Here is a 17650-nt window from a genome sequence, read left to right as displayed (position 1 = left end):
CCAACGAATCGCGGTGATGAAGTGCCCGTAATCCAAGCCCCGCACGAGATCAACATGGAGGACCTCTATGTGGATCTCGCCGCGGTGTGCGACATCCCTGTCTTCCTCAAGTGCGAGAGCTTCAACTTCGCGGGATCGGTGAAGCTGAAGGCCGCCCGGGAGATGGTGCTCGCCGCCGAACGCGACGGGGTGCTGACCCCGGGTTCGGTCCTCGTCGAGTCCTCCTCCGGCAACCTCGGCATCGCGCTCAGCATGATCGCGGCCAGCCGGGGCTATGGCTTCCTGTGTGTCACGGACTCGCGCTGCAACCCCGCGAGCCGCCGCCAGATGCAGTCCTTCGGCGCACAGGTGCTCACCATCAGCCGACCGGACAAGACCCGTGGACTGCTCGGCGCCCGGATGGACTACGTGCGGCGGCTGGTCGCCTATGACCCCCGCTATGTGTGGCTCAACCAGTACACCAATCCGCACAACTGGTCGGCCCACTACCGCAGCACCGCCCCGGCCATCGCCGCCCAGTTCCCCGAGCTGGACGTGGTGTTCGTCGGCGCGGGCACCACCGGCACCCTGATGGGCTGCGCCCGCTGGTTCTGGGAGCACCGCCGCTCGGTCACGGTGGTCGCGGTGGACTCGGTCGGCTCGGTGACCTTCGGCGGACCGCCCGCGCGGCGGCTGATCCCGGGGCTCGGCGCCGGGGTGCGGCCGCCGCTGCTGGACACCGAACTGGTCGACGACGTGGTGCTGGTGGAGGAGCGGGAGACGATCGAGACCTGCCGCACGATGGCCCGCCGCGGTTTCCTCTTCGGCGGCTCGACCGGCACGGTGGTGAGCGGCGCCCGGCGCTGGCTGGCGGCGCGGCCGGGCGGTGAACGGCTCACCGCGGTGGCCATCGCGCCCGACCAGGGCGACCGCTACCTCGACTCGGTGTACGACCCGGAGTGGGTGGCCGAGCACTACGCCCCCGTGGACGGTGAGAGCGCGCCGCCGGAGCCGCGGGTGGAGCCGGTGCGGCCGCGGTCCGGGCGGCTGGTCGCGGGCGTCGGCTGAGCCTGCCCCGCCCCAGGTCCCGAAGGTCCCAGTGATTTCCAGGAGTTGTCCGAGGAGGCATGCCATGGACGAGCCCGCCGGTCCGGGTCCGATGGTCCGTCGGCCCGTCGTACTGATCGCCGAGGAGCTGTCGCCCGCCACCGTGGACGCGCTCGGCCCCGGGGTGGAGGTGCGCCACTGCGCCGGGGCCGACCGCGCGGCGCTGCTCGCCGCCCTGCCCGGGGCGGACGCGGTGCTGATCCGCAGCGCCACCCGGATGGACACCGAGGCGCTGGCCGCGGCGGACCGGCTGCGGGTGATCGGCCGGGCCGGGGTGGGGCTGGACAATGTGGATGTGGCGGCGGCCTCCGCGGCCGGGGTGATGGTGGTCAACGCCCCCACCTCGAACGTGGTGAGCGCCGCGGAGCTGACGGTGGGGCTGCTGGTGGCGGTGGCCCGGCATATCCCGCAGGCCGACGCGGCGCTCAAGTCCGGCCGGTGGCAGCGCTCCCGCTTCTCGGGGGTGGAGCTGGCGGGCAAGACGCTCGGGCTGCTCGGGCTGGGCCGGATCGGCACGCTGGTGGCCCGGCGGATGCGGGCGTTCGACATGGACGTCATCGCCTACGACCCGTATGTCCAGCCCGCCCACGCGGCCCAGGAAGGGGTACGGCTGGTGCCGCTGGACGAACTGCTGGAACGGTCCGAGCTGATCTCGGTGCATCTGCCCCGCACCCCGGAGACCGCCGGACTGCTGGGGTTCGAGGCGCTGCACCGGGTCAGGCCGGGGGTGCGGATCGTCAACGCGGCCCGCGGCGGCATCGTGGACGAGGCCGAGCTGTACGCGGCGCTCAAGGAGGGGCGGGTGGCCGCCGCGGGTATCGATGTGTTCGCCGCCGAACCGTGCGTCGAGTCACCGCTGTTCGAGCTGGACTCGGTGGTGGTCACCCCGCATCTGGGGGCGGGCACCGCCGAGGCCCAGGAGCGGGCCGGGGTGTCGGTGGCCGCCTCGGTGCGGCGGGCGCTGGCCGGTGATCTGCTGCCGGAGGCGGTCAACGTCCGGGCCGGGGCGGTGGCGCCCGGGCTGGCGCCATGGCTGGTGCTGACCGAGCGGCTGGCCGGGCTGCTGGTCGCGGCCACCGGACGGCTGCCGGGCCGCTGGGAGGCGGTGGCGCGCGGCGAGATCGCCTCCCATGACGTACGGGTGCTGGAACTGGGCCTGCTCAAGGGCGCGTTGACCGGTCCGGTGGAGGGCGGGGTGTCCTATGTGAACGCCCCGGAGCTGGCCGCCGACCGAGGTCTGGAGGCGGTCGCCACCACCGGCCGGGACGCGCTGGGCTTCTCCTCGGCGGTCACGGTGCGGGCGGTCTTCCCCGACGGCGAGGAGGCGTCGGTGACCGGCACGCTCACCGAACCGGGCGGCCGGGCACGGCTGGTGGAGATCTTCGGGCTGCCGATCGACTTCCCGCTGGCCGGGGAGGCGGTGTTCGTCCGCTGCCCGGACCGGACCGGAGCGCTCGGCGCGCTCGCCGCGGCGCTGGGCGCGGCGGGGGTGAACATCGCCGCGATGCGGCTGGCCAGGACGGCACCGGGCGGTGCCGCGGTGGTGGCGTTGAACGTGGACGCCCCGGTACGGCCGGAGGTGCTGGCGGAGGCCGCCGGTGAAGTGCGGGCCACGCGCTGGTGGACGCTGGGCAACGAAGGATAAAAAACTTCGGAGGACGGATGTATAGATTCCTGTATTCCGCATCCGAGGGAAGACCAGCGCAATTGCGCGGTGGCCGGACTTTACCGCGGGGTTGATCCCGCTATTGCTCCGGAGGTGGCAGCAAGAGGACAGAGAGAGCCGTGATGATAGCCGAAGGTTGCGAGAGCTATGCGTAGGGTGAGCAACGTGGGGCGAAATGGGGAGGACTTTCCGGTTGGGTGGCGTAAGTTGCTGACACGGTTGACGTGCCGCCGTCGGCATGGACGGGAGGTGACCCATAAGAAGTGGACTTTGCCAACTCTTGACCATTACCGGCGCGTTGACTGCCGTACACCGCTCAAACTAACCTCGGCCGGGAGCCGCTTGGTGAAGTGTTCCGTGCTTCGCAGCATTTCCCGTTCACGGAGTTCCGCTCGGATGCTCAGGCGATTCCCGTTAGGTCGGACCCTGGTCACCAGCAATACATTTAAGGGTCAACTTCCGGGTCCCTGGTCGATCGACATGCCGTGGGCAGCGCTGTTCGTCGAAACGTCTCGGGGGTAGGCATGACAGGTCCATCGAAGGCATCCGATTCCTCGAGAACGGCCGACAGCGTGGAAGAAGCGCTGCTCCAGGCCCGCGAGTTGATCGAGTCAACGGTGAATCTGCATCGTCGCACGGCTGCCCGGAACTCCATCGTCACCCTCGAGCGCGACGAAGCGGTGATCGCCAATGCCATCGAGGTGCTCATCAGCCAGGCCCGGCACGGGGTCAGCGTGGCCCTGCCGGAGGGCGGCGACCGTGCGAAGGCGGTCGGCGCCGCCGTCGGGCGGCTCAGCCTGAGCGGCCGCAAGCGCATTCCCGCCCGGCTGCTGTGCACCCCCGAATCGCTGACGGAGTCCGCCGTACGGTCGGTCGCCGAACGCGGCGGGGCCCATGTGCAGTTGCGGGTCACCGAGGCCGTGGCCGAGACCCTGATCGTGGACGGCCGGGTCGCCATGGTGCGCTCCCGGCTGGAGCGCGGCGGTGAGGAAGTGGTCTCGGTCATCGAGGACCCGGCCCTGGTCCGGGCGCTGGACCTGCTGTTCGCGGGGGCCTGGGGCGGCGCCGTACAGCCCGCCGAGCACGAGTGGATCAGCGAGCGGCTGCGGACCGACTCCGCCCGCCGCATCCTGGAGCGGCTGTGCCAGGGCTACACCGACGATGTGGCGGCCCGGGAGGTCGAGGTGTCACTGCGCACCTACCGCCGTCATGTCGCCGAGATCATGCGTGGCCTCGGCGCGAGCTCCCGGTTCCAGGCCGGGGTGCGGGCCGTCGAGCTGGGACTGCTGTCGTCGAACGACTGAGGCGCCGCACCGGCGCGGGGGGACACAGAGCTTCAGAGGGGATCGGCGGCACCGTCCGCTGAACGGAAAACTCACACGGGGGTGAGTGGTGTGTCATCGGTGATGCCCGAACGGGCGCCCGGCACCAGTCGATCGGAAATCGGTCTGGATTCGGTCGATGTCGGCGATGAATTCGAGCAGGAACTCCTGGAAGTCAGCGCGCTGCTGGCATCCACCGTCGTACGCCGCCGTGACCGGATGCATCAGGGCGCCACGGTCGCCGTCATCGAGGCGCAGGAGACCGCGGTGGACATCGCGGCACAACTGGTCGCCGACGCCACTACGCGCGTTGATGTGGTGCTGGCCACCGAGCCCGGCTATTCCCGCGCCGTCCACCAGGCCCTCACCGCGCTGCTGGCCGCCGACGGCCACGAGGGGCTGGCGGTGCGGCTGCTGTGCACCCCGGCCACCCTCGACTGGCCATTCGTCACCGGCCATGTCGCCGAGCCGCGGGTGGAGACCCGGGTCGCCCGTATCCCCGCCCTGGCCGCTGTGATCGCCGACGATGAACACGCCCTGGTCTGCGCCGATTCCGCGGTCGGCCGCCGGGCCTCGGTCATCCGCTCCGGCGGGGTGATCCGGCCGCTGCTCGCCCTCTTCGACGGAGTCTGGCGCAACGCCGTGGTGGTCTCGGACCGTATCGACTTCGGCGACAAGGCCCGCACCGAGATCGCCCAGCAGATCCTGGAGCGGCTGCGCGCCGGGATCACCGACGATGTCGCCGCCCGTGAACTGTCCATGTCGGTCCGTACCTACCGAAGATATGTGGCCGAGATAATGGCACTTTTAGGTGCCACCTCCCGTTTTCAGGCCGGAGTTCGCGCCGCCGAACTGGGGCTTTTGCTCTCGCAATCCCCCGGCAGCCGAAGATGAACGGCATTCTTGATTTCCCGCAACCCCATGGCAGGTTCATGAAGCCGCGTTGCCGGACACCGAGTCACGCCGCTAGAAAAGACCAGGGGAATCCGGGCTGTCCGGTCCGTAGGGTGAATCACGGATTTCCCGCGCGGGGAGGCGAGCAGACGATGGCCGTCGGTATCGAGAGCAGATGGTTCCGCAGGTACGCCCCGGCCGGGGCGGTCCGCGGTCGGCTGGTCTGTCTGCCCCACGCGGGCGGCTCGGCGGGCTTCTTCCACAGCTGGGGACGGGCCGTCGCCGACGGTGCGCTGCCCGCCGGGGTGGAGCTCCTCACCACCCGCTACCCCGGCCGCCAGGAGCGGCTGGAGGAACCGGCCATCGACAGCGTCGAGCGGCTCGCCGACGAAATCAGCGCCGCGCTCCAGCCGTTCGCCGACACCCCGCTGACCCTCTTCGGCCACAGCATGGGCTCCTCGGTCGGCTACGAGGTGGCGCTGCGGCTGGAGAGCCGGTACGGCGTACGGCCGGCCGCGCTGGTGGTCTCCGCCCGTAAGGCACCCCACCAGGTCACCCCCAAGGACACCTACCTCCGTGGCGACCGCGCCCTGCTGGAGGAGGTCCACCGGATCGGCGGCACCGAGGCCGCGCTGCTGGCCGACGCCGAGCTGCGTGAGCTCGTACTGCCCGCGCTCCGGGCCGACTTCAAGGCCGTCGGCACCTACGGACCGCGCCCTCCGCTCCCGGTCGGCTGCCCCGTCACCGGCCTCGTCGGCGACCGCGACCCCCGCGTCAGCGTGGCCGACCTGCGGGCCTGGGCCGCGGTGGCACCCGCCGGGTTCGACCTCACGGTGCTGCCCGGCGACCACTTCTACCTGGTACAGCAGCGGGCGGCCGTCCTCCGCGCGCTGACCGCCCACCTCGGCTGAGGACAACTGCCATGGCCACCTTGACGATGACCACCACAGCGGACCCGGCGGCGCGGCGGGCGGCCGGTCCTGCCCACCCCGGCCCGCCCCGGCTGGAGAGCGGCGTCGGCGTACTCGACAAGGCGTCGCTGCTGCTGGGGGTGTTGGAGAGCGGTCCGGCCACCCTGGCCACGCTGGTCTCCGCCACCGGCCTCAAACGGCCCACCGTGCACCGGCTCGCCCTCGCCCTGGAGCGGCTGCGGCTGGTCGCCCGGGACCCCGACGGGCGGTTCGCGCTCGGCCCGCGCCTGGGCGACATGGTCGTCGAGGCACGCCACGACCGGCTGTTGCTCGCCGCCGAACCCGTACTCACCGCCCTGCGCGACCGTACCGGCGCCAGCGCCCGGCTCTACCGCCGCCGCGGCGAGCTGCGGGTCTGCGTGGCCGCCGCCGAGGCGCACGGCACCGGGGCCGACACCGTGCCGGTCGGCAGCGCCTTTCCGCTGAAGTCCGGGGCGGTCGCCCAGGTGCTGCTGGCCTGGGAGGAGCCCGAGCTGCTGTACGAGGGGCTGCGCGGCGCCCGGTTCGGCGCGGGCATGCTCTGCGGGGTCCGCCGCCGCGGCTGGGCCCAGAGCTTCGGCGGCTGGGAGCCCGCCATGGCCACCGTCTCCGCACCCGTCCGCGGCCCCGGCGGCCGGGTGATCGCCGCGGTGTCGCTCTCCGGGCCGGTCAGCAGGCTCACCCGGCACCCCGGGCAGGAGCACGGATGCGACACGATCGACGCGGCCGTCAGACTCAGCGAGCTGTCAGGATGCTGACAGGCTCAAGCCTGGAGGAGTGCAGCTTTGCGGCTGGAATGTGATGGTCAAGAGCGCCCGCCGCACGTGGAGTTCCGGATCCTCGGTCCGGTGCGGGTCCGGGTCGGCGGCACGGCGGTACCGGTCGACGGGGCCAAACAGCGCACCGTCCTCGCCGCCCTGCTGCTCTCCGGCGGCCGGGTCCTCTCCGACGACCGGCTCAGCGAGCTGCTGTGGGGCCCCACCCCGCCGCCGACCCGCACCGCGCAGCTCTACACCTATGTCTCCCGGCTGCGGAAGCGCTGCGGCCCCTGGCTGCGCACCGAACGCCGGGGCAACGGCTACGCGATGGACGTGGGCGGTGCCCGCTACGACTGGGACGAGTTCCGGCGGCTGTCCGAACAGGGCCGTACCGCGCTGACCTCAGGCCACTACGCCACCGCCGCCGACCGGCTGACCGCCGCGCTCGCCCTGTGGCACGGCCCCGCGCTCTCCGATGTCACCGGCCGTCTCGCCGAGGCCGAACTGCCGCGTCTGGAAGAGGCCCGGATCGCCGCCGTACAGAACCGGATCGAGGCCGAACTCGCCCTCGGCCGCCACGCCCAGTCCGTTCCCGAGCTGACCCGGCTGGTCGCCGAACACCCGCTCCGCGAAACCCTGCGCTGTCAGCTGATGACCGCCCTGTACCGCTGCGACCGGCAGGCCGACGCGCTCGCCGTGTACGAGCGGGGGCGCCGGGCGCTCCGCGACGAGCTGGGCGTGGACCCCGGGGCCGCCCTCCGCCGGGTCCACCGGGAGCTGCTCACCGGGGAGTTGACCGGCCCGGCCGCCGCGCCCAAGGCCGTCACTCTCGGCCGCGGAGCGGGCGGCGGGGCGGCGGCCGGACCGGGACCCGGGCGGGCGACCGCGGCCGGACCGCCCCCGGCGGACATCTGGGCGGGTCTCGTCCCCGCCATGCTGCCGCCCGATATCGCCGACTTCACCGGCCGCGCCCAGCCGCTGGCCGAGCTCGGCACCGCGCTGGCCGATCCGCACGGCACCGGCGGCATCGTGCTCACCGGCGCCCCCGGCACCGGCACCTCGGCACTGGCCGTGCACGCCGCCCACCGCTGCCGCGCCGCCTTTCCGCACGGCCAGCTCTACGCCGATCTGCGCGCCGAGGACGGCACCCCCAAGGACCCCTCGGACGTACTCGGCTGGTTTCTGCGCGCCCTCGGCACCGGCCCCCACGATCTGCCCGCCGCCCTGGACGAGCGGGCCCAGCTCTACCGCAGCCGCCTGGCGGGCCGCCGCGCCCTGGTCGTCCTGGACAACGCGGTCGAGGACCGCCAGGTCCGTCCGCTGCTCACGGTCGGGGACGGCTGTCGCACCCTGGTCACCAGCCACTCCCCGCTCACCTCGGTGGAGGGCGTACGGCTGGTCCGGCTCGGCCCGCTGGACGCGGCGGAGGCGCGCGGACTGCTGGCCGCGGTCGCCGGGACCGAACGGGTCGCGGCGGAGCCGGAGGCGGCCGGACGGATCGTGGAGCGCTGCGACGGACTGCCGCTGGCGCTGCGGATCTGCGCGGCCCGGCTGGCCGCCCAGCCGCAGTGGCGGCTGGCCCATCTGGCCAACCGGCTGGTCCCGGTGGACCGGCTGCTGGGCGAACTCTCCCTCGGCAGCCTCGATGTGCGCGCCGCGCTGCGCCGCAGCCATGTCCGGCTGGCGGCGGACGCCCGGCACGCCTTCCGGGCGCTGGCCCACCGGTACGCGGCGGCCTTCACCGCCCGGGACGCGGCGGCGGAGCTGCGCTGGTCCGAGGCGAGCGCCGAGGACGCGCTCGACTCCCTCACCACCGCGCGGCTGCTGGAGCTCTCGGCCGAGGGCGACCGGCTGGAGTACCGGTTCCCGTCCCTGGTGCGGCAGTTCGCCCGGGAGCAGGACGCGGCCGAGCCGGAGCTGACCGGTTTCCCCGGTCCGGCGCTGGTGGCCTGAGCCCCGGTCGGCGGCCACCGCGTGGTGGCCGCCGACCGCTGCCCGTACGGTCCCCGCGACGGTTAGCCGCAGCCGCCCGCATGGCCTCCGTCGAGGCTCGCCGCCATCACGGAGGTCTCGGCGCGCAGCGCGTCGAGGGTGTCGTTGTGCACGGCGTTGATGAAGATCGCCACCAGATTGGCCCAGCGGGCGCTGGCGTCGCTCATCAGCGACTGGCCCACGGCCGACCCGGTGTACTCCGCCCGGTGCGGTTCCAGGGCGAGTTCGCTGATCACCTCGGCGAACACGGCCGGGTCGGTCAGATCACGGCCGTCCAGATTCACCATTCGACTGAGCCCGCCCTGCTCCAGCCAGGCCGTGAAGTCGCGTTCCATTCTGGCGAGGATCTCCGTCGTGTTCGTTTCCAATGTTCCTCCCCGGTTTTCCTGCGCACGCCGACAGCGGTGCCGTGGGACCAGCATGGAATACGCGCCCATCACCGCCCTATTCTCCGGTCCGGGCCGGGCTATAGACGTTTGATAGATCCGTCCATGGCGGTCGAGGCGCAGGCCGGAGCGGTGCGCGTGGTCCGTGGTGGACACCGGTGCCGGGGTGGCGCCGGGTGCGGCCGGAGCGGCGGCCGAGATCGAATTCTTTGCACTGCGATCGCGGGGTGATTCCGTGCGCTGCTAGCTTCTGACCCGCCGCCTGGACCCCCGCCAGGCGGCAACTCGGCCCGAAAAGCCGGTCGGTAATTGCCTTTCCCGGGGCGGGGCCCGCGGACCGGGAAGGGATTCAGACGCGGGGGAAGCGGGACTGGAGGTCCCACACCACCGGATTGTCGTCCAGGCCCTCGTGCATATCGACGAGATCGGCGATCAGATCGTGCAGGAAGTCCCGTGCCTCGCGGCGCAGCGCCGCGTGGTCGAAGGTCAGCGGCGGCTCCCCGGCCGGGACCCAGTCGGCGGTGACGTCCACCCAGCCGAAGCGCCGCTCGAAGAGCAGCCGGTCGGTGGACTCGGTGAAGTCCAGCTCCGCGTGGACGGGGGTGGCGGAGCGGCTGCCCCGGGGATCCCGGTCGAGCCGCTCCACGATGTCGCACAGCGCCCAGGCGAAGTCGAGCACCGGAACCCAGCCCCAGGCGGTGGAGAGCTCACGGTCCGCGCGGGTGTCGGCGAGATGGACATCACCGCAGAAGAGATCGTGCCGCAGCGCACGCTGATCCGCGCCGCGGTAGTCCGTCTGCGGCGGGTCCGGGAAGCGGCGGGAGAGGGAGTAGCCCAGGTCGATCACCCGGTCGATGGTGTCACGGGCCGGCGGACCACCGGCCGCGGGGCGCCGGGGTCGGGCCCCGGCGCCCCGCTCACCGTCGGCTCAGTGCCCGCGGGCGATCCACTCGTCCAGCTGCGGGGCCTCGTCGCCGATCGTCGTCGGGTCACCGTGCCCGGTGCGGACCACCGTCTGCGGCGGCAGCGCCAACAGCCGTTCCCGGATCGACTCGATGATCGTCGGGAAGGACGAGTACGAGCGCCCGGTCGCCCCGGGCCCGCCCTGGAAGAGCGTGTCCCCGGAGAAGACCGTGGCCAGTGCGGGCGCGTGCAGACAGACCGCGCCGGGGGAGTGGCCGGGGGTGTGCAGCACCCGCAGCTGGGTGCCGCCGACGGTGAGCACATCGCCGTCGGCCAGCGGCTTGTCCGGCGTCCGGTCCGGATGGCGCATCCGCCACAGCAGCTCGTCCTCCGGGTGCAGCAGGATCGGCGCACCGGTGCGGTCGGCGACGGCCGGGGCGGCGTCGATGTGGTCGTCGTGGCCGTGGGTGCAGATGATGCCGAGCAGCCTGCGGCCGCCGATGGCCTCGACGATGGCGTCCGCGTCATGCGCGGCGTCGATGACATAGACCTCGTGGTCGTCACCGATGAGCCAGACGTTGTTGTCCACCTCCCAGGTGCCGCCGTCCAGCGAGAAGGTGCCGGAGGTCACGAGGTGGTCGATGCGTACGGGCGGCGGGGTCATCAGAGCATCACCACCGAACGGAGCACATCACCGCGGTGCATCTTGGCGAACGCCTCCTCGATGTCGTCCAGGCCGATGGTCTCGCTGACGAACGCGTCCAGGTCGAGTCGGCCCTGCCGGTAGAGGTCGATCAGCAGCGGGAAGTCCCGGGACGGCAGACAGTCGCCGTACCAGGAGGACTTGAGCGCGCCGCCGCGCCCGAAGACGTCCAGCAGCGGCAGCTCGAGCTTCATCTCCGGGGTGGGGACGCCGACCAGCACCACGGTCCCGGCCAGGTCACGGGCGTAGAACGCCTGCCGGTAGGTCTCGGGGCGGCCGACCGCCTCGATCACCACATCGGCGCCGTTGCCGTCGGTGAGCTCGCGGATCCGCTCCACGATGTCGCCCTGGGTGGCGTTGAGCGTGTGGGTGGCGCCCAGCCCGCGTGCCCACTCCAGCTTCCGGTCGTCCACATCCACCGCGATGATCTTCTCGGCGGCGGCCAGCCGGGCCCCGGCGACCGCCGCGGCGCCCACCCCGCCGCAGCCGATCACGGCGACCGAGTCGCCGCGCCCGACCGCGCCGGTGTTGAGGGCGGCGCCGATACCGGCCATCACCCCGCAGCCGAGCAGCCCGGCCGCGGCCGCGGACGCCTCGGGGTCCACCTTGGTGCACTGTCCGGCGGCCACCAGCGTCTTCTCGGCGAACGCGCCGATGCCGAGCGCGGGCGTCAGCGCGGTGCCGTCGGTGAGCGTCATGGGCCGGGACGCGTTGTGGGTGTCGAAGCAGTACCAGGGGCGGCCGCGGCGGCAGGCGCGGCACTGGCCGCATACCGCACGCCAGTTGAGGATCACGAAGTCGCCGGGCGCCACCTCGGTGACGCCGTCGCCGACGGACTCCACGATCCCGGCCGCCTCATGGCCGAGCAGGAAGGGGAAGTCGTCATTGATCCCGCCCTCCCGGTAGTGCAGATCGGTGTGGCAGACGCCGCACGCCTGGACCCGCACCACCGCCTCGCCGGGGCCGGGGTCGGGGATGACGATCGTCTCGATCCTGACCTTCTCGCCTTTTCCGGGGGCCACCACGCCGCGTACCTGTTGAGTCATGGGAGCAGCGTAAGTGCCGATCAGCGGCGACAACAGGAACGGACCGCACCGGATTTCCGGTGCGGTCCGCTGTCCGGCTCTGTGGAGCTTTGTCCCGCCTTACCGGACGTTGATCGCGGTCCAGGCCGCCGCGACCGTCTTGTACTCGGTGGAGGTGGAGCCGTAGAGGTCACGCGCCGCGCTGAGGGTGGCGGTGCGGGCCTGGGCGTACTTCGAGGTGGAGGTCAGGTACGTGGTCAGCGCCCGGTACCAGATCTTCACCGCCTTGTCCCGGCCGATGCCGGTGACCCTGGAGCCGTCGTACGTCGGGCTGTTGTAGCTCACGCCGTTGATCACCTTCGCGCCGCTGCCCTCGGACAGCAGGTAGAAGAAGTGGTTGGCGGGCCCGGAGGAGTAGTGGACGTCGATCCCGCCGAGCGAGGAGGACCAGTAGTCCTTGGAGCGGCCGTCCTTGCTGGGCTTGTCCTGGTAGCGCAGCGGGGTGCCGTCGCCGTTGATGTCGATCTTCTCGCCGATGAGGTAGTCACCGGGGTCGGCGGAGTTGGCCGAGTAGAACTCGACGGCGGTGGCGAAGATGTCGGAGGTGGCCTCGTTGAGACCGCCGGACTCGCCGCTGTAGTTGAGCTTGGCGGTGGCCGCGGTGACGCCGTGGGTCATCTCGTGACCGGCCACGTCCAGCGCGGTGAGCGGGCTGGCGTTGCCCGAACCGTCGCCGTAGGTCATGCAGAAGCAGGAGTCCTGCCAGAAGGCGTTGACGTAGTTGTTGCCGTAGTGGACGCGGGAGTACGAGCCGACGCCGTCGTTGCGGATGCCGTTGCGGCCCAGCACGTTCTTGTAGAAGTCCCAGGTCTGCCCGGCGCCGTAGTGGGCGTCCACGCCCGCGGTCTGCCGTCCGCCGCCCCAGCGGTCATCGGCGTCGGTGTACAGGGTGCCGGTGCCCGAGGTGCCCTGGTTCAGGTCGTACGTCTTGTGGTTGCCGCGGGTGCCGTCGGTCATGGTGTAGCTGGAGCCGCTGCGGGTGGTGCCCAGCTGCACCGTGCCGCTGTACTGGCTGGTTCCGGTGCCGGTCTCCACGGCCTCGTCCTGGAACAGCCGCTTGCCGGTGCTCGCGTCGGTGATGATGTGCAGCTCGCTGGGGGTGCCGTCGTGCTGGGTGCCGGTGACGACGGTCTCCCAGGCCAGCACGGGCTCGCCGGTGGCCGCCCAGACCACCTTGCGCGGGGAGCGGGTGTGCCGCGGGTCGCCCGAATCGCCCTTGGCCAGGGTCTTCGCGGCCTTCAGCGCGGCCTTCTCGGCGTCGGCGGCCGGTATCCCCGCCGTGGTGCTGGGCACCGCGATCCGGGCGCCGGTCGCCTTGGTGACCGACTGTGTGCCGCTCTTCTTCTCGTGGACCACCAGGTCTCCGCCGAGCACGGGCAGCCCCGCGTAGGTGCGCTCGTAGCGGGTGTGGACGGTCCCGTTCGCGTCCTTGATGACATCGCGGACGAGGAGCTTCTCCTTGGCCCCGAGCCCGAGGGACCGGCCTTGCGCGGAGGCGTCGGCCTGTGCCGCCTTGATCGCGGTGGTCCGCTGCGCCGCGCTCAGCGGCAGCGCGGACGCGCCCGCCTCACTGCCGCGGTCCGGCTGGGCGCTGGCCTGGCCGGTCTGGACACCGATGACCACCATGGCGGCGGAGGCGATGAACGCCGCCGCGCGGACGGTCCGTCTGTGGGGGGAGGAAGCGTTGGGTCTCACTCGGTCTCCTTGCTTGGGGGCCGCCGGGTCGCGGCCCTGCGTAGGGGGTTCGAACGGCCGTGGGTGGACCGCCCGGTACAGCAGGAGTGGTACGTGAGGTACGGCCTGGCCGACGCTTCAGCCGATGCGCGTGGCGAGGTCGAGCAGAGACTGTCACCGAATGACCGTTTCTGACAGGTCCGTAACAAGGATTTGACTTGCGCTTGTTGGTATGTAGGTGAATTCGGTCAGCTTCTGATGCTCAACGGCGCCCGGAGTATGGGTGCTTATCGCCTTATCGACCACACAACCTCGGCCCCGACCGACGGCATCCGGCCGCCCGCCCGGCACGCCACCCCGGGTGAACCCGCGAACCCGCTCCATGGATCACGGGATGGCGCATTCGTTTGACCCCGTAGTTTATTCGGTTGACGGGGTTCCGCCGGGGGACCCGGTGGCGGTATCCGCGCCGCCCAACTCCGCGCACACCTCGGCACTGGTCGGCCGGTCGGCAGGGTCCGGGCTCAACATGGCCTCGATGACGGCTGAGGGCGGGCCGTGATGTTCCTCGCCACCGCACCATGAACCGGGCGATACGCTCACGCATGTTGACGCTCCTGTTCAGCGTTGACCATGCCCCCGGGCCGGTGCCACGGCTGCGGGGGTGCTTTCTCGCTCTATGCAACCGGACCGCTACACCCCGCGGTACGGTGAGGTGCGCGGCAGCTTTTAAGAGCTTTAAACGCCCTGGCTTCGTTGAGGAGTTGAGCGCGGGTGAGTCAGCGGGAGGCCAACCGGGGCCTGGAGCGGCTGTTCCGGGAGACCGGGTGGACGTTGCGGCAGTGGGTCCAGGAGATCAACCGCATCGGCACCGAACGTGGCACGCCACAGAAGTACCGGGAGCCCTCCGCTCATCAGTGGCTTCGCGGGCATACGCCCAGAGAGGCCACCCGGCCGCTGATCCTGGAAGCGTTCGCGCGGAAGTTGGGCCGCCCGGTCACGCACGCCGAAGTGGGATTCCCGGTGACTGCCGATGAGTCGAACGCCCGCCCGAGTACCGTGGAGGCGTTGGTCGACTTGGGGAGGCAGGACATGAACCCCTCACGCCGCAGCGTCCTTGGCGCGAGTCTTTTCTCCGTCGCGTTGACCGTGCCGCATTGGCCCGATGTCGTGGGACGGATGGAAGCGGCCGGGAAGGGGCGGATCCAGCGAGCCGGACTGGCCGACGTGGAGATGGTCGCGGCCATGACCGAGCGCATTTCCGAAGTGGACGACCAATTCGGCGGCCGCCACGCCCGCCCCATGGCCGCCGCATTCCTGGTGAACACCGTCGTGCCGTATCTGAAGGCGGACGCTCCCGAGACCGTGCGCAAGGCGATGATGTCGGCAGCCTCTGATCTCTGCTATCTGACGGGGTACATGGCCGTCGACGAGGGCCTGCACGGCTTGGCGCAGCGGTATTACATCAAGGCGTTGGAGCTGGCCGGGGCTTCCGAAGACCACCTGACCTACTGCACGACGTTACGCGGGATGAGCGTCCAGGCGGTCGACCTCGGCCACGGCCGCGAGGCCATGCGCCTGGCGGACGCCGCCGCATCGGCGTCACCCAAGGCCGGTCCTCGGATGCGGGCCTTTCTGGCGGGTCAACAGGCTCACTCGGCGGCGCAGATCGGTGACCGTGGTATGGCTCTGCTGCGTCTACGTGAGGCGGAATCGGCCATGGACAAGGCGGAGTCCAGGGAGAAGGCGTTCGGTTCCTACGACCCGGCATCGATGAATTACCACATCAGCCAGGTGCGCTATGAGCTGGGCGATACCCACGGGTCCATTGCGGCCATGCAGCAGTCGGACCAGTTGCGATACAGCGTCTATCGCCGTACTGGTGTCCGCCACCGGGCGATGCTCGCCGAGCGTCAGCTGAAGGTGGGCCATCTGGAGGCGGCCTGCGCGACCTGGCACCAGGCCCTGGACGACTACCCCCTGGTCCAGTCCGGCAGGGCGGACGAGCGCATGCAGGCGATGGTGGGACTCATCCGTCCGCACCTGAGGAATCGAGCCGCGCGGGAGCTGCACGAGCGCGCTCGGACGGTCGGGCCCGCTTACCTCGGAGCGTAGGAACGCCTCGTCGGTCGGCGGAGCATCACCTCAACGCACCGGGTTCCCGCTGGCCGGCGAGTGGCCCACGTCGGCCCGCGTCGGTGTCATGTCCCCGCCCTGTGATGGACTCGGCTGGAGTTGGTACAGATGGGCGCAAGCCCGCCCCGTTGTCCGAGCCAGGCAACGGGGCGGGTCATGAAAGGCAGGAGACAGCGGATGCTGAACGAGACCGTGTTCCGGACGGAGGATCTGGACGGGGCGGACCGGTTCGATTTCTGGTGCGAGCGCATCGGCCGGACGCATGCGCCGCTGGATCTGTACAGCCCCCACGCGGCGGACTACCAGGCGCGGCAGCGGGTGCTGGGCCTCGGCGCGGTGCATGTGTGGCCCACCACCCACCAGGCGCTCCGCTTCCGCCGGACGCCGAAGCTCATCCGCCAGTCCGACCCCGAGCAGTTCCACATCGGGATTCCGCTGCGCGGTACCAATCACATCTCCTCGGGTGATGTGCGGGCCGTATGCGGTTCCTACGAGATACAGGTCTTCGACAGCTCACGGGCTTTCCAGGTCTATTCCGCCGCCGAGGGGGACGAGCTGTTCTCCGGGGTCGGGATCGAAATTCCCAAGGCGCTGCTGCACGTGCCGCAGGAAAAGATGGACCTGCTGTTCGCCCGGGGCATGTCCGGACGGGAAGGGTTCGGGGCCCTGCTCGTGCAGTTCCTCACCCAACTGATCTCGGACACCAGCAGTTATCTGCCGTCCGACGGACCACGTCTGGGCACGATCGTGGTCGACCTGCTGTCCGCGCTGTTCGCCCACACGCTGGACGCGGACCGCGCCCTTCCGCCGGAGACCCGCAGCCGGTGTCTGGTGCTGCGGATCCGGGAGTACGTCCAACGGAATCTGCACGATCCGGGGTTGACCCCGACCACGATCGCCGCCGCGCACCACATCTCGATCAGCTATCTGCACCGCCTGTTCCAGGGTGAGCACGAGACCGTCGCGGCCTGGATCCGCAGTCAGCGCCTGGAGCGCGCCCGCCGTGATCTCGCCGACCCGGCGCTGAGCTCCGCCACCATCCACAGCATCGCCGCCCGCTGGGGCTTCACCCGCGCCACCGACTTCACCCGTGCCTTCCGCGCCGCGTACGGCCTGCCGCCCAGGGACTACCGACAGCACGCCCTCCGTCACCCGGTTCCGCTCCCGTTGTCCACCCAGCGCCAATAACTGTGGACGCTGTGCCAACGACGTCCGGGCGCGGTTGCGGAATGCTGGACACCGGCGGCCGCCGCTCACCTGACAAGGGCCGCAAGGAGACACGGGGGTGCTCCTCGCGGGGAGCTGCCCGAAAGGGCGCTCCGCGGCCGCCACCTCCGTCGTCGTCCGTACCACCGAGGGCCGGACCCCGCATACGCGGGATCCGGCCCTCGGTGTCATTTACCCGTGGTTCCGGCGGAACGTCAGACGCTGACGCCGAAGTCCTGGGCGATGCCGACCAGGCCGGCGGCGTAGCCCTGGCCGACGGCGCGGAACTTCCACTCCGCCCCGTTGCGGTAGAGCTCGCCGAAGACCATGGCGGTCTCGGTGGCGGCGTCCTCGCTCAGGTCGTAGCGCGCGATCTCGGTGCCGCCCGCCTGGTTGACGATGCGGATGAACGCGTTGCGCACCTGGCCGAAGTTCTGGCTGCGGGACTCGGCGTCGTAGATCGAGACCGGGAAGACGATCTTCTCGATGTCGGCCGGCAGACCCGCCAGGTTGACGTTGATCTGCTCGTCGTCGCCCTCGCCCTGGCCGGTGACGTTGTCACCGGTGTGGACGATGGTCTGGTCCGGGGTGGCCTTGTTGTTGAAGAACACGAAGTGCTGGTCGGAGTAGACCTTGCCGTTCGAGTTCACCGCGATGGCGCTGGCGTCCAGGTCGAAGTCGGTGCCCGTGGTGGTGCGGACATCCCAGCCGAGGCCGACCGTGACGGCGGTCAGGCCCGGTGCCTCCTTGGTGAGCGAGACGTTGCCGCCCTTGGACAGGCTTACAGCCATGGGGAGTCCCTTTCGTGGTCTCGTGTATCCGAGCGTCGGGCTTCGTACCGGACGAAGCTACCGTCACCCTCCACAACGCCATCAGGGCGGTCTCGGGT

Annotated in this window: 15 protein-coding genes; 9 read left to right on the top strand and 6 right to left on the bottom strand. The window is 71.0% G+C overall.

The genetic code is table 11. The features are described from left to right. Positions 1-21: 21 nt before the first annotated feature. The 7 genes from sbnA to AB0C66_RS11870 all read left to right on the top strand — a co-directional run bounded on the left by sbnA (position 22) and on the right by AB0C66_RS11870 (position 8629). Positions 22-1047 carry a 2,3-diaminopropionate biosynthesis protein SbnA gene (sbnA, locus tag AB0C66_RS11900; RefSeq protein ID WP_362436125.1) on the top strand — a complete coding sequence of 342 codons (1026 nt, stop codon included), beginning with the start codon at positions 22-24 and terminating at the stop codon, positions 1045-1047. A 91-nt stretch (positions 1048-1138) separates the two neighbouring features. Beyond that, a complete protein-coding gene (gene serA, locus AB0C66_RS11895; RefSeq protein ID WP_362436662.1) occupies positions 1139-2731 on the top strand; it encodes a phosphoglycerate dehydrogenase in 1593 nt (530 codons plus the stop codon). A gap of 593 nt (positions 2732-3324) precedes the next feature. Continuing rightward, a complete protein-coding gene (locus AB0C66_RS11890; protein WP_362436123.1) occupies positions 3325-4056 on the top strand; it encodes a DNA-binding response regulator in 732 nt (243 codons plus the stop codon). Between the two features lie 90 nt (positions 4057-4146). Next, complete coding sequence (locus AB0C66_RS11885; protein WP_362436121.1) at positions 4147-4968, top strand: LuxR family transcriptional regulator; 822 nt, start codon at positions 4147-4149, stop codon at positions 4966-4968. Between the two features lie 113 nt (positions 4969-5081). Next, complete coding sequence (locus tag AB0C66_RS11880) at positions 5082-5879, top strand: alpha/beta fold hydrolase (RefSeq protein ID WP_362436119.1); 798 nt, start codon at positions 5082-5084, stop codon at positions 5877-5879. Positions 5880-5890: 11 nt separating this feature from the next. Continuing rightward, entirely contained in the window at positions 5891-6676 is a 786-nt protein-coding gene (locus tag AB0C66_RS11875) for an IclR family transcriptional regulator C-terminal domain-containing protein (protein ID WP_362436117.1), read from the top strand. A 66-nt stretch (positions 6677-6742) separates the two neighbouring features. Continuing rightward, entirely contained in the window at positions 6743-8629 is a 1887-nt protein-coding gene (locus tag AB0C66_RS11870; protein WP_362436115.1) for a BTAD domain-containing putative transcriptional regulator, read from the top strand. 62 nt (positions 8630-8691) lie between these two features. Here AB0C66_RS11870 and AB0C66_RS11865 read toward each other — a convergent pair whose 3' ends face one another. The 5 genes from AB0C66_RS11865 to AB0C66_RS11845 all read right to left on the bottom strand — a co-directional run bounded on the left by AB0C66_RS11865 (position 8692) and on the right by AB0C66_RS11845 (position 13440). After that, positions 8692-9003 (bottom strand): hypothetical protein, encoded by a 312-nt coding sequence (locus AB0C66_RS11865; protein WP_362436113.1) that lies wholly within the window; start codon positions 9001-9003, stop codon positions 8692-8694. A 400-nt stretch (positions 9004-9403) separates the two neighbouring features. Then, positions 9404-9901, bottom strand: a complete 498-nt coding sequence (locus tag AB0C66_RS11860) for a hypothetical protein (RefSeq protein ID WP_362436111.1) — start codon at positions 9899-9901, stop codon at positions 9404-9406. Between the two features lie 81 nt (positions 9902-9982). After that, the gene (locus tag AB0C66_RS11855; RefSeq protein WP_362436109.1) at positions 9983-10621 is read right to left on the bottom strand and encodes an MBL fold metallo-hydrolase; all 639 of its coding nucleotides are present in this window, start codon (positions 10619-10621) and stop codon (positions 9983-9985) included. Next, complete coding sequence (locus AB0C66_RS11850; RefSeq protein WP_362436107.1) at positions 10621-11706, bottom strand: S-(hydroxymethyl)mycothiol dehydrogenase; 1086 nt, start codon at positions 11704-11706, stop codon at positions 10621-10623. Before AB0C66_RS11850 ends, AB0C66_RS11855 begins: the two co-directional genes overlap by 1 nt. A 99-nt stretch (positions 11707-11805) precedes the next feature. Beyond that, positions 11806-13440: a M4 family metallopeptidase gene (locus tag AB0C66_RS11845; protein ID WP_362436105.1), complete on the bottom strand. Its 1635-nt coding sequence runs from the start codon at positions 13438-13440 to the stop codon at positions 11806-11808. Between the two features lie 753 nt (positions 13441-14193). Between AB0C66_RS11845 and AB0C66_RS11840 the strand changes: the two genes are divergently transcribed. Both AB0C66_RS11840 and AB0C66_RS11835 read left to right on the top strand, forming a co-directional pair. Then, entirely contained in the window at positions 14194-15534 is a 1341-nt protein-coding gene (locus AB0C66_RS11840; RefSeq protein WP_362436103.1) for a tetratricopeptide repeat protein, read from the top strand. Between the two features lie 198 nt (positions 15535-15732). Then, positions 15733-16743 carry a helix-turn-helix domain-containing protein gene (locus AB0C66_RS11835; RefSeq protein ID WP_362436101.1) on the top strand — a complete coding sequence of 337 codons (1011 nt, stop codon included), beginning with the start codon at positions 15733-15735 and terminating at the stop codon, positions 16741-16743. Between the two features lie 233 nt (positions 16744-16976). On the opposite strand, the gene AB0C66_RS11830 is transcribed toward AB0C66_RS11835, so the two are convergent. Beyond that, positions 16977-17552: a TerD family protein gene (locus AB0C66_RS11830; RefSeq protein WP_362436099.1), complete on the bottom strand. Its 576-nt coding sequence runs from the start codon at positions 17550-17552 to the stop codon at positions 16977-16979. Positions 17553-17650: the final 98 nt, after the last annotated feature.

Origin of the sequence: Streptomyces sp. NPDC048636 (genome assembly GCF_040650655.1) — a bacterium.
Classification (GTDB): domain Bacteria; phylum Actinomycetota; class Actinomycetes; order Streptomycetales; family Streptomycetaceae; genus Streptomyces.
This window is presented reverse-complemented; position numbering and strand designations above follow the sequence as displayed.

Excerpts from the sequence above, each read along its gene's own strand:
- serA (WP_362436662.1), top strand. The coding sequence starts at position 1,139 with ATGGTCCGTCGGCCCGTCGTACTGATCGCCGAGGAGCTGTCGCCCGCC.
- AB0C66_RS11875 (WP_362436117.1), top strand. The coding sequence starts at position 5,891 with ATGGCCACCTTGACGATGACCACCACAGCGGACCCGGCGGCGCGGCGG.
- AB0C66_RS11865 (WP_362436113.1), bottom strand. The coding sequence starts at position 9,003 with ATGGAACGCGACTTCACGGCCTGGCTGGAGCAGGGCGGGCTCAGTCGA.
- AB0C66_RS11855 (WP_362436109.1), bottom strand. The coding sequence starts at position 10,621 with ATGACCCCGCCGCCCGTACGCATCGACCACCTCGTGACCTCCGGCACC.
- AB0C66_RS11850 (WP_362436107.1), bottom strand. The coding sequence starts at position 11,706 with ATGACTCAACAGGTACGCGGCGTGGTGGCCCCCGGAAAAGGCGAGAAG.
- AB0C66_RS11835 (WP_362436101.1), top strand. The coding sequence starts at position 15,733 with ATGCTGAACGAGACCGTGTTCCGGACGGAGGATCTGGACGGGGCGGAC.
- AB0C66_RS11830 (WP_362436099.1), bottom strand. The coding sequence starts at position 17,552 with ATGGCTGTAAGCCTGTCCAAGGGCGGCAACGTCTCGCTCACCAAGGAG.